Genomic DNA, 13,625 nt, shown 5'->3' on the forward strand with positions numbered 1-13,625 from the left:
AATGGTGCGCGCGGGAGGATTCGAACCTCCGACCGCCTGGTTCGTAGCCAGGTACTCTATCCAGCTGAGCTACGCGCGCATCGTTGTTTTTATCAATCACATAAGTCATTTATAAAAACTTATTTCAAATTAAATTGATATTAACCAATTTAATGGCGGTGAGGGAGGGATTCGAACCCTCGATACGGCTACAAACCGTATACTCCCTTAGCAGGGGAGCGCCTTCGGCCTCTCGGCCACCTCACCACTTTAAAACTCACTTCAGAATGGTGCGCGCGGGAGGATTCGAACCTCCGACCGCCTGGTTCGTAGCCAGGTACTCTATCCAGCTGAGCTACGCGCGCATCGATTTCTGATTTCCTATTGCTAGGATTTCTTAATGATAACCAAGGTGCAAATCAAGGTATTTAAGAATTTGCAAGAATGGCGGTGAGGGAGGGATTCGAACCCTCGATACGGCTACAAACCGTATACTCCCTTAGCAGGGGAGCGCCTTCGGCCTCTCGGCCACCTCACCGTCTTGCGGAGGCACATATTACGTTTTACCCAAAATATGTCAAACATTTTCTTGGTAAAAAAACTCAAAAACAGTTCAACAGGATAGTATTCAATCAAATTTGATAAAATATGACCTATTTATTGTTTTTATTCCAATATGTCATCATGTTCAAAGCTAATCTAACGGAAACAAAGTGGCATTAAATTAGATATTGTTTCTCAATTTTCGTTACTTTCATTATTTACAAAAATAAAGGCCAGCAACACCGACCTCACTTTTACAATGCAAATTAATAGTTTCCAGGTGGAGCGGCAGAAGCCGTACCTTTTTCTGCTTGAATTCGCATATAGATTTCTTCACGGTGAACCGATACTTCTTTAGGTGCATTAACACCAATACGAACTTGATTCCCCTTTACGCCAAGCACAGTTACGGTGACTTCATCACCAATCATTAAAGTTTCACCAACTCGGCGAGTCAAAATTAGCATTGTATACTCCTTGAGTAATCTCTATTTATTATTTCAATGATGCCATTATCCATGAAAAGTTACATTTGGGTAAATAAACTTAATCACAAAGTGGACATTTTTTAGTAATTTGCTGTCAATGAGCGTTAAATCATTTATCCCGAAGGATAGAATATAATCCAACTAAATACTGACAAGCATTCCATTTACGCAATCAATAAAAATCGAAGGCTGAATAACGATTAAATCGTAATCTAATGAGACAACCAAATTTTTGCTTAGTATAAGCCGACAGCTAACTTTAAGCTACCACCGTTACGTTTCGGTTTATGTCAGCGATAACGCCATTTCCTGTCAGATTTATCAAAAAAGGCGACGTAAACTACGTCGCCTTTTGATAGTGCATTAAAAATCAGAAAAGTTATAGTTTTTCACTGATCCAATTATCGACGGCAGCTAATGCTGCTGGTAGTGCAGCGGGGTCTGTACCACCGGCTTGAGCCATATCAGGACGACCACCACCTTTACCACCAACCTGTTGGGCAACAAAGTTAACTAACTCACCCGCTTTAACTTGTCCTGTTAAATCTTTCGTCACACCAGCAATTAAACCAACTTTATCATCAGCCACATTACCTAATAAGATAATACCGCTGCCAATTTGGTTTTTAAGCTCATCGACCATGCCACGTAGTGCTTTGTTATCCGCACCATCTAGTTGACTGATCAATACCTTAATACCTGCGATTTCTTTAACTTGGCTAATTAAGCTAGCGCCCGCTTGTGAAGCTAGCTTGTCTTTAAGCTGTTGAATTTCTTTTTCTAACAGCTTCACTTTAGCTTGGCTTTCAGAAATCTTCTGCTCATATTGACAATTTTGCGCTTCAATCGCATCCAGTGCTGCTTCGCCAGTTACCGCTTCAATACGACGAATACCCGCAGCAATGCCACTTTCTGATGTGATTTTGAATAAACCAATATCACCAGTATTTGAAGCGTGAATACCACCACAAAGTTCAGTTGAGAAGTCGCCCATTGATAATACACGTACTTCATCATCGTACTTCTCACCAAACAAGGCCATTGCGCCTTTTTGTTTAGCAGACTCGATATCCATGACATTGGTTTCAACCACATGGTTACGACGTACTTGTTGGTTCACTAGACGCTCTACTTCACGCAATTCTGCCGCGGTTACCGCTTCAAGATGTGAGAAGTCAAAACGTAGGTTTTCTGCTCGTACTAAAGAGCCTTTTTGCGTCACGTGATCGCCCAGTACTTTACGTAGTGCTGCGTGTAACAAGTGAGTTGCTGAGTGGTTTAAAGTAATAGCACTGCGACGCTCTGCATCAACTTGAGCAGTAGTCTTATCCGATTTTGCCATCACACCTTCAAGCAATTTACCGTGATGCGCGATAGCATTACCCAGTTTTTGAGTATCTTGTACTTCAAATAAACCTGAATTGGTTTTTAGAGTACCCGCATCACCACATTGACCACCTGATTCTGCATAGAAAGGCGTCTCAGCCAAAATAATAATCGCTTCAGTACCTGCGCTGATACTATCAACCGCTTCACCTTCCACAAAAATTTCACGAATTGTGCTTTCGCCTGTTACATCGGTATAACCACAGAAGTTAGTGTCTGCATCCGTTTTAATTGCTTTATTATAGTCGGTACCAAATTGACCCGCTTCACGAGCACGTTGACGCTGAGCTTCCATCGCTTTTTCAAAACCATCTTCATCAATCGCAACATTACGTTCACGAGCAACATCATTGGTTAAATCAGCAGGGAAACCGTAAGTATCGTAAAGTTTAAATACCGTTTCACCATCAAGCACTTTCTCACCTTGTTGTGAGTCCATAGCATCAATCGCTTCATTTAAGATTGCCATGCCACGGTCAAGAGTACGGGCAAAGTTTTCTTCTTCGATACGCAATACTTTTTCAACCACAGGCTGCTGTTTTTTCAGCTCGTCACCAGCGGTTCCCATGACTTCTGCCAATTGACCCACGAGTTTGTAGAAGAAGGCACCTTGAGCACCAAGCTTGTTACCGTGGCGTACCGCACGACGGATAATACGACGAAGCACATAACCGCGGCCTTCATTAGATGGCATTACTCCATCAACGATCAAGAATGAACATGAACGAATATGATCCGCCACTACGCGTAGTGATTGATTATCTAAATCTTCAGTGCCGATCACTTCCGCTGCGGCTTTGATCAGTGTTTGGAATACGTCGATTTCATAGTTCGAGTGCACCCCCTGCATGATGGCAGAGATACGTTCGATGCCCATGCCAGTATCAACTGAAGGCTTAGGAAGCGGCTCCATTGTACCATCAGCATGGCGGTTAAATTGCATGAATACGTTGTTCCAAATCTCGATAAAACGGTCACCGTCTTCTTCAGGTGTACCCGGGCGTCCGCCCCAAATATGTTCACCGTGATCATAGAAAATTTCGGTACAAGGACCACAAGGGCCCGTGTCACCCATTTGCCAGAAGTTGTCTGACTCGTAAGCTTTACCACCCTGCTTATCGCCAATACGTACGATACGATCCGCTGGAATACCAATTTCTTTGTTCCAAATCTCAAACGCTTCATCATCGGTTTCATAAATAGTAACCAATAACTTTTCTTTCGGAAGTTGCAGAACTTCGGTTAAGAATTCCCACGCATAACCAATTGCATCATGCTTGAAGTAATCACCAAAGCTGAAGTTACCTAGCATTTCAAAAAAGGTATGATGACGCGCGGTGAAACCAACATTTTCTAAATCGTTATGCTTACCACCAGCACGCACACAGCGTTGAGCGGTAGTCGCACGGGTATAGTTGCGTTTTTCAGCACCTAGAAAACAATCTTTAAATTGGTTCATCCCTGCATTGGTAAATAGCAAGGTTGGATCATTAGCAGGAACTAATGAAGAACTATCAACAATTTGGTGTCCTTTGCTTTCAAAGAACGATAGGAACGCGCGGCGTACCTCATCTGTGCTCATGTACATGCAATTCTTCCGGAAATATTCGAGGTATAATTGTTGGTCATTGTAATGGATGACGACTCGTTAGTAAAACAAGTTGCGGTAGGGGATTATTGATTATTTTGGGGTAGGCGCTCGTTGCTAACTATTCAGCCCCCAGAAGGTTAATCTTCATTGTCAAAACTCGATAGTGCATATTGTATTTGGTCAAAATCAAAGCCGCGATACTGTAAAAAACGAATCTGTTTAGCGTAGGCTTTCTGATCGATCGCTTTTTGGCCTTTAAACTTTTTTTGCGCCGTTTCTTTTGCCAATTCAAACCAATCTTGTGGCTCTTCATCAAACGCTTGCTCAATAACATAGTCAGCAACTTTCTTCATTGATAGCGCTTGCTGAATACGGCGCTTACCATGGCCTTTGAAAACGTGTTGCCGGACTTGGCTTTTGGCATAGCGAAGATCATCCATCCAGCCATTAGAGATGCAGTACTCTAATGCTTGATTAATTTCTTGCTCTTCAAATTCTTTTAACGTTAGCTTTTGCTTTAATTCAAACTCTCCATGATCTCGTCGACTAAGCAATTGCACGGCGACTTCTCGGGCTGAAAGTTTCATCTTTTTTCGGTACATGGAAAACCATCTAAATTAAGTAATAGGGGCTTTGTGGCAAAGATTTACCCGAAGTAATTGGAGTTGCAGTGAGGCGACAAGTGAATGAGACCCCATGAGTTTAGCTTGTCTAAATGATTGGGGCGAATGAACGCCGTCAACAAAGCTGCAGCTTCAAGTACGATGGGTATAGATAACAAAAAGCCCTACGCAATTGGCAGGGCTCAATTTATATCTATCGTTTAAATCGGTAAATTAAAACTCATCACCAGATTCAATTTCAGCAGCTTCTACCGCATCAGTTTCTTCTACCACTGGTGCTAATAGCATTTCACGAAGCTTAGTATCGATTTCTTGTGCAATCGCTGGATGTTCACGTAAGTAGTTGCAAGAGTTTGCTTTACCTTGGCCAATTTTATCACCTTGGTAGCTGTACCATGCGCCTGCTTTTTCAACCAGTTTGTTCTTCACACCTAGATCGATTAGCTCACCTTCACGGTTAAAACCTTTACCATAAAGAATTTGCGTTTCAGCTTGTTTGAACGGTGCCGCAATCTTGTTCTTAACAACTTTAATACGCGTTTCGTTACCGACTACTTCGTCACCATCTTTGATGGCACCAGTACGGCGAATATCAAGACGAACAGATGCGTAGAATTTCAGCGCATTACCACCAGTTGTGGTTTCTGGTGAACCAAACATCACACCAATCTTCATACGGATTTGGTTAATGAAGATACACATACAGTTAGATTGTTTTAGGTTACCCGTCAGTTTACGCATTGCTTGAGAAAGCATACGTGCTTGAAGACCCATGTGGCTATCGCCCATTTCACCTTCAATTTCCGCTTTCGGTGTTAAAGCAGCAACTGAATCGACAACTAATACATCAATCGCACCAGAACGAGCTAACGCATCACAGATTTCAAGTGCTTGCTCACCAGTATCTGGCTGAGAAACTAGTAGCTCATCAATATTTACGCCTAATTTTTTCGCGTAAATTGGGTCTAGCGCGTGCTCTGCATCAACGAATGCACAGGTTTTGCCTGAACGTTGCGCCGCCGCAATTAATTCTAATGTTAATGTTGTTTTACCTGAACTTTCAGGACCGTATACTTCTACGATACGTCCCATTGGTAAACCACCCGCACCCAATGCGATATCCAAAGCAAGAGAGCCTGTAGAAATAGTTTCTACGTCCATCGTGCGGTTGTCACCCAATTTCATAATTGAGCCTTTACCAAATTGTTTTTCGATTTGGCCAAGTGCCGCCGCTAGAGCCTTTTGTTTGTTCTCGTCCATTCTAATTCCACCTATCAGATGCGTTAAACTTGTTCTTGTAAAGATGGGCTCATTATACTGTTTGTTTGTACAGTGTCCACACCTGTATATGATTTTTTTACTTTTAAATTTTTTTCAGTCAATTTATTCCGTTTTGTCTAGCATATCTTCTAGGTGCTCTAAGGCATGCCAACAAGCTTGTAACCTTACCTCTTCACGATTACCACTAAAATGTATGGTTTCGATTTCGAGCTCACCTTGTGAATTTGCCCAGCCAAAACAAACCGTACCAACTGGCTTTTCATCGCTACCACCAGAAGGCCCAGCGATACCACTGACTGATATGGCAAATGTCCCTCTTGAATATTGCAAAGCGCCAAGAGCCATTTCTTTTACTGTCTGTTCGCTAACCGCGCCATGTTCTAGCAAAGTGGTCTCTGAAACATCCAACATTTCCATTTTAGCTTCATTACTGTAAGTGACAAATGCACGATCAAACCAAGCAGAACTTCCTGATGCATCGGTTATTGCCGTTGCTATTCCACCGCCAGTGCATGATTCAGCGGTCACTAATACTTGCGATTGCTGCTTTAGCTTAATACCCACTCTTTTACTAAGAATATGTAATTCCGATAAATTCATGCTCATCCCTCTTTTGTTTGTAATTCATTTTTGTGACGTTACTTAACTTTTTGCTGTAATTCATTGTTAGAAATCACACCTAGATAACTTAACAACTCTTTTACAATAAATTTCACTCTATACTCAATCGGTTGTCTTTATAACTAAAAGGGAAGTTACCATGTTAAAAAAGTTTGCTAAACAAACCCTAGTCGCCGTATCACTTGCGGTTTCAATCCCCGTTTTTGCGGCTAGCTATACAATAGGAACTGGTAGTCAGAGCGGTACATACTACCCACTTGGAGGCATTTTAGCCAAAATATGGAGTGAGAATATTGATAATTTTGATATGCGTGCCGAAGTGACCGCTGCATCAGTTGAGAACACCATCAAGGTCGCAACAGGTAAACAGCTGGTTGGTATTGCACAAGGTAATGTTGTTTTACAAGCCAATGAAGGTGTGAAACCATTTCCAAGAAAAATGGACGTCTCGGTTTTATTTGCACTTTATCCAAACGCGGTGCAATTTATGGTCCCTGCCAATTCTGATATTCATTCCGTCGCAGATCTTAAGGGCAAACGTATTTCTCTAGGTGCTCCAGGTTCGGGTACGCGTGTTAGTGCGGTCAATATTTTAAGCACCCTAGGCATTAATGAGAGTGACGTTAAACCTCAATCGCTGAACTACACAGCGACAACCAATGCGCTCGCCAATGGTCAAATTGATGCAGGCGTGATCGTAGGCAGTTTAGGCGTTGGTGCGATTACCGAATTAGCCCTGACCCGCGATATTCGTATTTTGTCTTTTAGCGAAGATGACATGCAAAAGATCATTGCCGCCAATCCATCTTATCAACCACTAGAAGCACCGGCTGAAACGTATAAAAACGTACCAGCATTTACCACACCAGCAGTATGGAATGTTCTGGTCGTCAATAAGAATATGCCACAAGAGCAAGCTTATGAAATGGCCAAAGTAGCATTTGATAACATGAAGAAAATTCGCCAAGTAGTTGGTGTCACTAAATTCACGACACTTGAGAATATGAATAAATTATCAGGCATTTCACTACACCCTGGTGCGCAGCAATATCTTGATGAGCAAATGAAGAAATAACTCTATCTTTAATACTCGATGCGGCAACGTTACTGTTGCCGCTTATTTCTCAATGCATCAACTATCCCCCTGTTTTTTCATACGGAGTTTGAAATGACACAATCCAAACCGCTTAGTCAAACCGTCACTGATGGGTTTGTCTATTTTGCTGCGGTGGTCGCTGTTGGCTTATCTGTTTTTCAAGTATGGCAAGGTCTACAACCCACTTTATCCGCCCCTATTTTTCGACCTATTCACTTAGCTTGGATCCTAACTTTAGCTTTCTTACTCTATCCATTACTCAAAGCTGAAAATAAACCGATTGGGCTTTATTTATCTTCACGTCTAATTGATATGGCATTAATCGTAGCGACTTGCTGGGCCACTTATCAAATCAGTATTTTTGACTACGATGACATCAGCTTTTTACTAGATGGCTTGCAACCTATCGACCAACTTGCGGGCGTGATTTTAATCGTTGCATTACTAGAAGCGACTCGCCGTACCGTAGGTTTTGTCATGGTGTTTATCGCGGGATTATTTTTAGCCTACGCTTTCTTTGGCGACGCCCTACCGGCTGGTGTTGCCAGTAAAGGTTTCTCACTTGAAGAAGTGATCCGCTTTCATATTTTCTCTACCAACGGTGTATTCGGTGCCCCACTCGCGATTGCTGCCGGGGTAGTATTTATGTTTGTGTTATTTGGCGCGTTTTTACAAGTAACTGGCGCTGGACAATTTTTCATTGATGCCGCGTTTGCTATTGCGGGCAAGTACCGAGGTGGCCCAGCCAAGGCGAGTGTTTTGGCTTCTGCTGCACTAGGTTCGATTTCTGGTTCAGCCATTGCCAACACAGTAACAACCGGCGCTTTAACCATTCCTATGATGAAAAAGCTCGGCTATAAACCAGAGCAAGCGGCAGGCATAGAAGCGGCGGCGTCAACCGGAGGGCAAATCATGCCACCAGTGATGGGAGCCGGCGCTTTTGTGATGGCACAATTTACCGGCATTCCCTACAGCGACATTTTACTGGTATCGATTGCCCCTGCGATTCTCTACTTTGTAAGTACCCTACTTTATGTGCATTTAATGGCTTGTAAGCTAGGTCTACAGGGCATGAGCGTGACAGATAAAATCGGCGTGGTAATGAAAAATGGCTGGCATTTCTTAGTGCCGCTGGTCTTCATTACTACCTTGTTATTGATGAGCTACTCGCCGGTATTGGTTGGTATTGCAGGATGTGCAGCGATTTTAGTGGCGGCGATGTTAAGAAAACATAGTCGTATTACTTTCCCTGTTTTTCTACAAGGACTAAAAGAAGGCGCGATTTCGGCAGTACCGATTTCAATTGCCTGTGCCACCGCAGGTATCGTCGTTGGCGTGGTTGGTCAAACGGGTATAGGCTTGCAATTTACTCAGTTCTTAATTGCGCTCTCTGGCGGCTACTTGTGGTCGGCATTAGGTTTAATTGCGATTGCTGCGGTGATCTTAGGCATGGGGCTTCCGGTTACAGCTGCCTATATCGTGCTGTCAGTGATGGCGGTGCCGGCGCTCAATGATTTTGGTTTAGGGTTATTAACCGCTCATATGATTGTGTTCTGGCTATCCCAAACTTCTAACGTCACTCCTCCTATTGCATTAGCTGCTTTTGCGGGAGCTGGGATTGCCGGTGCCTCACCAATGAAGTCTGCTATTCAAGCATTCAAACTGGCGCAAGGCTTCTTCATTATTCCAGCCATGATGGCTTTCTCCGGCTTAATTTGGCTTGATGGTGAGCTGACTCACTTCTTTATTGGCGTGATCACCACATTAGGATTGATCTTTGCCTTTGCAGGAGGAATCGAGGGTCGCTTAGTTAAACCATTAAATGCTGTCGAACGTGGTTTACTATTGATTCTTGCACTAGGGATCTTATTTACGGACGATATTTATCGCTTAGTTTGTATTGCTATTGTCGCGGTGATTATTCTACTTAATGCTAAACGAGCAGAACCCGCATTAACTTAAATGAACGATTAAATCGAAAATATAAATTAACTCTGCATTAAAAATGGCCCACTTCAATATGAACTGGGCCATTTTCATTGCTTTCTACTGGTATGAAAAATATTATGTCGGGCTATATACCCAAGTGACTTCAAGATGCAGAATTCAGAGCTATCATCCAAACCTTGAGGCAAGGAAGATTGGCGAAGGAATGTAAGCACCTTTCAAACCAATCTGACGCGGCATAAAGGTTTGGATGAAGCTCCCGAAGGGCAAGTTAAAACAAGCTTTATGCTGCGTTAAATTGAACAGAGATAGAATAACTATGATCATGTTCAATTTGCCTTGCCTAAAGCTTGTTTTATTCTTGCTGAAACTCGCATCTTTAAGTTACTTGGGTATATTAATATTTTTCAACACAACCTCGGGTGGTAAGCGTGGCCAAATCAGAAACTCATACTCCAATGATGCAGCAGTACTTGCGTTTAAAGGCAGAAAATCCAGATATTTTACTGTTTTATCGTATGGGTGATTTCTATGAATTATTCTACGATGACGCCAAACGCGCTTCGCAATTATTGGATATTTCTTTAACTAAGCGTGGCGCTTCCGCTGGAGAACCGATTCCGATGGCGGGTGTTCCTTTTCACGCTGTCGAAGGCTACCTAGCCAAATTAGTTCAGCTTGGTGAATCAGTAGCCATTTGTGAACAAGTTGGCGATCCTGCCACCAGCAAAGGCCCAGTTGAGCGTAAAGTAGTCCGCATTGTCACGCCGGGAACGGTTACCGATGAAGCGCTACTACCTGAGCGTATTGATAACCTAGTTGCCGCCATTTACCAGCAAGATGAAAAATTTGGCTATGCCACGTTAGATATGACATCTGGCCGCTTTCAACTGTGCGAACCCGAAACCCTAGAAGCGATGCAAGCAGAACTGCAACGAACCTCGCCAAAAGAGTTGTTATATCCAGAAGATTTACAAGCGATGTCTTTACTTGAAAAATCAAAAGGTCAACGTCGCCGCCCGATTTGGGAATTTGAACTCAATACCGCTAAGCAACAACTTAATATGCAATTTGGCACCAAAGATCTGGTTGGTTTTGGGGTTGAAAATGCCAAGCTTGGTTTATGCGCTGCCGGATGTTTAATTCAATATGTTAAAGATACTCAGCGCACCGCTTTACCGCATATTCGTTCTTTGACGTTTGACCGCCAAGATGACTCAGTGATCTTAGATGCTGCCACTCGCCGTAACTTAGAAATTACTCACAATTTAGCTGGCGGCACTGATAATACGCTAGCGGAAGTACTCGATAAAACCGCTACGCCAATGGGTAGTCGTATGTTCAAACGTTGGTTGCATCAGCCAATGCGTAACAACGATATACTGAATCAACGTCTTGACGCTATTACTGAAATTAAAGACAACGCCTACTTTGCAGAGCTACACCCTAGCCTAAAAAGCATTGGTGATATTGAACGTATTTTAGCGCGTTTAGCTCTACGTTCGGCTCGCCCACGTGACTTAGCTCGCTTACGTAATGCCATGCAACAATTACCTGAATTAAGCAGTATTACGCAAAGCTTCCAGCACCATCACCTACAAAGGTTGGCTAAAGCTTGTTTACCGATGGACGAGATTTGTTCACTACTCGAACGTGCTATCAAAGAAAATCCGCCTGTGGTGATCCGTGATGGTGGTGTATTGGCGGAAGGTTATCATGCGGAATTAGATGAACTACGTAATTTAGCCGATGGTGCAACTGAATACCTCGACAAGATGGAAGCAGAAGAGCGCGAACGTCACGGTATCGATAGCTTAAAAGTTGGCTATAACAATGTGAATGGCTTTTTCATTCAAGTGAGTCGCGGGCAAAGCCACTTAGTGCCACCTCATTATGTTCGTCGCCAGACTTTAAAAAATGCTGAACGTTACATCATCCCTGAATTAAAAGAGCATGAAGATAAAGTGCTTAATTCAAAATCAAAGGCGTTAGCGTTAGAGAAACGTTTGTGGGAAGAACTCTTTGATTTATTAATGCCGCATCTAGAACGTTTGCAAGAATTGGCAGCCTCTTTGTCTCAATTAGACGTACTACAAAATCTTGCTGAACGTGCTGATTCGCTCAACTACTGCCGTCCAATACTGACCGATAATGCTGAGCTACATATTGATGCCGGTCGCCACCCGGTGGTTGAGCAAGTGCTGGATGTACCATTTATTGCCAACCCAGTAGAGCTAAATGCTAAGCGCCAGATGTTGATCATTACCGGCCCAAACATGGGCGGTAAATCGACTTATATGCGTCAAACGGCATTGATTGCTTTATTGGCGCACATTGGCAGCTATGTTCCAGCGAAAGCGGCTACCATAGGTTCGATTGATCGCATCTTTACTCGAATTGGCGCGCAAGATGATCTGGCATCAGGTCGTTCAACCTTTATGGTAGAAATGACCGAAACCGCCAATATCTTGCATAACGCCACTAAAAACAGCCTAGTTTTGATGGATGAAATTGGTCGCGGTACCAGTACTTATGATGGTCTGTCATTAGCGTGGGCCAGTGCAGATTGGTTAGCCACTAAAATTAACGCAATGACATTATTTGCCACTCACTACTTTGAATTAACCGAACTGCCGAACCAAATAGATCATCTTGCGAATGTGCATTTAGATGCGATTGAACACGGTGATAGCATTGCCTTTATGCACGCCGTTCAAGAAGGTGCCGCAAGTAAATCTTATGGCCTTGCGGTAGCCAGTTTAGCTGGTGTGCCAAAATCAGTGATTAAACAAGCCAAAGCTAAACTGCAACAATTAGAAGCGCTTGGTCACCAAAAAGCAGAACAAGGCAATTCAGCTCAGTCTACTGCAAGCATGCAAACTCAAACCGTTGAGCAGCAGTTAAGTTTAATTCCTGAAATCAGCGAAGTGGAACAAGCATTAACACAGGTTAATCCAGATGATATGAGTCCAAGAGAAGCTCTCGATGCTTTATACCGACTCAAGAGCTTAATGGCCTAGGAACTAAATTAACTCAAAAAATAAAAGGGAAGCCACCGTGGCTTCCCTTTATTTTATCTGCTCACCTTATAAATGAATTATTCATACTCAGCATCAAATAACGATTCCATGCTCAAACCTTGCTTCATTAAAATCTCTCTTAAACGACGTAGGCCTTCCACTTGGATCTGACGAACACGTTCACGAGTTAAGCTAATTTCACGGCCAACCTCTTCCAAAGTTGATGGCTCATAGCCTAAAAGACCGAAGCGGCGTGCCAAGACTTCTTTTTGTTTCGGGTTAAGCTCATCTAACCAATCAATCAACGACGATTTAATATCGTTATCTTGGGTCGAGACTTCAGGATCCGAGTTGTTAATATCAGGAATGATATCCAACAGTGCTTTATCGCCATCACCACCAATAGGTGTATCAACTGAGCTTACACGCTCATTCAAACGCAGCATTTTGCTGACATCTTCCACTGGCTTATCAAGTTGGAAAGCAATTTCTTCTGCGGTTGGTTCATGGTCTAGCTTTTGTGCTAACTCACGAGCAGTACGCAAATAGATATTCAGCTCTTTCACCACATGGATAGGCAATCTAATGGTGCGTGTTTGATTCATTAAAGCGCGTTCGATGGTTTGACGAATCCACCAAGTTGCATAAGTTGAAAAACGGAAACCACGTTCTGGGTCGAATTTTTCCACTGCACGGATCAGCCCTAAATTACCTTCTTCAATTAGGTCAAGTAGTGCTAAACCACGGCTGTTATAACGGCGAGAAATCTTAACGACCAGACGTAAGTTACTTTCAATCATACGCTTGCGTGCTGCTGCATCGCCGCGAAGTGCTCGTCGAGCATAAAGTACTTCTTCTTCTGCTGTTAAGAGTGGAGAAAAACCGATTTCACTAAGATAAAGTTGAGTCGCATCAAGGCTTTTGGCCGAAATTTCATACTCTTCTTTCGCTTCTTCTTTTTTTGAAACCGCTTGGGCTGCAAGAGCCTCAACATCAAATTCAGAATCATCGATGTCGTTTATTTTAGTTACTGCATTGCTGATACTCATA

General features: G+C 42.9%; 9 protein-coding genes and 4 tRNA genes. 3 read left to right on the forward strand and 10 right to left on the reverse strand.

What is annotated here, in order from left to right; genetic code table 11:
* Nucleotides 1-2: 2 nt before the first annotated feature.
* The 9 genes from K358_RS0115245 to pncC form a co-directional block, all read right to left on the reverse strand.
* A tRNA-Arg gene (locus K358_RS0115245) sits at nt 3-79 on the reverse strand.
* A 74-nt stretch (nt 80-153) separates the two neighbouring features.
* Nucleotides 154-246 (reverse strand) — tRNA-Ser (locus K358_RS0115250).
* Nucleotides 247-267: 21 nt separating this feature from the next.
* Nucleotides 268-344 (reverse strand) — tRNA-Arg (locus K358_RS0115255).
* Nucleotides 345-424: 80 nt separating this feature from the next.
* Nucleotides 425-517 (reverse strand) — tRNA-Ser (locus tag K358_RS0115260).
* A gap of 271 nt (nt 518-788) precedes the next feature.
* Complete coding sequence (csrA, locus tag K358_RS0115265; RefSeq protein ID WP_027697627.1) at nt 789-989, reverse strand: carbon storage regulator CsrA; 201 nt, start codon at nt 987-989, stop codon at nt 789-791.
* A 400-nt stretch (nt 990-1,389) separates the two neighbouring features.
* Nucleotides 1,390-3,984 (reverse strand): alanine--tRNA ligase, encoded by a 2,595-nt coding sequence (gene alaS / locus K358_RS0115270; protein ID WP_027697628.1) that lies wholly within the window; start codon nt 3,982-3,984, stop codon nt 1,390-1,392.
* Nucleotides 3,985-4,124: 140 nt separating this feature from the next.
* Nucleotides 4,125-4,589, reverse strand: coding sequence for a recombination regulator RecX (gene recX, locus K358_RS0115275; RefSeq protein WP_027697629.1), 465 nt, complete (start codon nt 4,587-4,589; stop codon nt 4,125-4,127).
* A 234-nt stretch (nt 4,590-4,823) separates the two neighbouring features.
* Complete coding sequence (gene recA / locus K358_RS0115280) at nt 4,824-5,870, reverse strand: recombinase RecA (protein ID WP_027697630.1); 1,047 nt, start codon at nt 5,868-5,870, stop codon at nt 4,824-4,826.
* Between the two features lie 123 nt (nt 5,871-5,993).
* Nucleotides 5,994-6,491 carry a nicotinamide-nucleotide amidase gene (pncC, locus tag K358_RS0115285; RefSeq protein WP_027697631.1) on the reverse strand — a complete coding sequence of 166 codons (498 nt, stop codon included), beginning with the start codon at nt 6,489-6,491 and terminating at the stop codon, nt 5,994-5,996.
* Nucleotides 6,492-6,651: 160 nt separating this feature from the next.
* On the opposite strand from pncC, the gene K358_RS0115290 reads away from it, so the two are divergent.
* The 3 genes from K358_RS0115290 to mutS all read left to right on the forward strand — a co-directional run bounded on the left by K358_RS0115290 (nt 6,652) and on the right by mutS (nt 12,575).
* Complete coding sequence (locus K358_RS0115290; protein WP_027697632.1) at nt 6,652-7,587, forward strand: TAXI family TRAP transporter solute-binding subunit; 936 nt, start codon at nt 6,652-6,654, stop codon at nt 7,585-7,587.
* A gap of 93 nt (nt 7,588-7,680) precedes the next feature.
* Nucleotides 7,681-9,570 carry a TRAP transporter permease gene (locus K358_RS0115295; protein ID WP_027697633.1) on the forward strand — a complete coding sequence of 630 codons (1,890 nt, stop codon included), beginning with the start codon at nt 7,681-7,683 and terminating at the stop codon, nt 9,568-9,570.
* A 443-nt stretch (nt 9,571-10,013) separates the two neighbouring features.
* A complete protein-coding gene (mutS, locus tag K358_RS0115300) occupies nt 10,014-12,575 on the forward strand; it encodes a DNA mismatch repair protein MutS (protein WP_038150329.1) in 2,562 nt (853 codons plus the stop codon).
* Nucleotides 12,576-12,652: 77 nt separating this feature from the next.
* Here mutS and rpoS read toward each other — a convergent pair whose 3' ends face one another.
* On the reverse strand, nt 12,653-13,624 hold the full coding sequence (rpoS, locus tag K358_RS0115305) for an RNA polymerase sigma factor RpoS (protein ID WP_027697635.1): 972 nt from the start codon (nt 13,622-13,624) through the stop codon (nt 12,653-12,655).
* Nucleotide 13,625: the final 1 nt, after the last annotated feature.

The sequence above is a fragment of the Vibrio litoralis DSM 17657 genome (assembly GCF_000426765.1).
Lineage (GTDB): Bacteria > Pseudomonadota > Gammaproteobacteria > Enterobacterales > Vibrionaceae > Vibrio > Vibrio litoralis.

Excerpts from the sequence above, each read along its gene's own strand:
- K358_RS0115290 (WP_027697632.1), top strand. The coding sequence starts at position 6,652 with ATGTTAAAAAAGTTTGCTAAACAAACCCTAGTCGCCGTATCACTTGCG.
- csrA (WP_027697627.1), bottom strand. The coding sequence starts at position 989 with ATGCTAATTTTGACTCGCCGAGTTGGTGAAACTTTAATGATTGGTGAT.
- alaS (WP_027697628.1), bottom strand. The coding sequence starts at position 3,984 with ATGTACATGAGCACAGATGAGGTACGCCGCGCGTTCCTATCGTTCTTT.
- recX (WP_027697629.1), bottom strand. The coding sequence starts at position 4,589 with ATGTACCGAAAAAAGATGAAACTTTCAGCCCGAGAAGTCGCCGTGCAA.
- K358_RS0115295 (WP_027697633.1), top strand. The coding sequence starts at position 7,681 with ATGACACAATCCAAACCGCTTAGTCAAACCGTCACTGATGGGTTTGTC.
- recA (WP_027697630.1), bottom strand. The coding sequence starts at position 5,870 with ATGGACGAGAACAAACAAAAGGCTCTAGCGGCGGCACTTGGCCAAATC.
- rpoS (WP_027697635.1), bottom strand. The coding sequence starts at position 13,624 with ATGAGTATCAGCAATGCAGTAACTAAAATAAACGACATCGATGATTCT.
- mutS (WP_038150329.1), top strand. The coding sequence starts at position 10,014 with ATGATGCAGCAGTACTTGCGTTTAAAGGCAGAAAATCCAGATATTTTA.
- pncC (WP_027697631.1), bottom strand. The coding sequence starts at position 6,491 with ATGAATTTATCGGAATTACATATTCTTAGTAAAAGAGTGGGTATTAAG.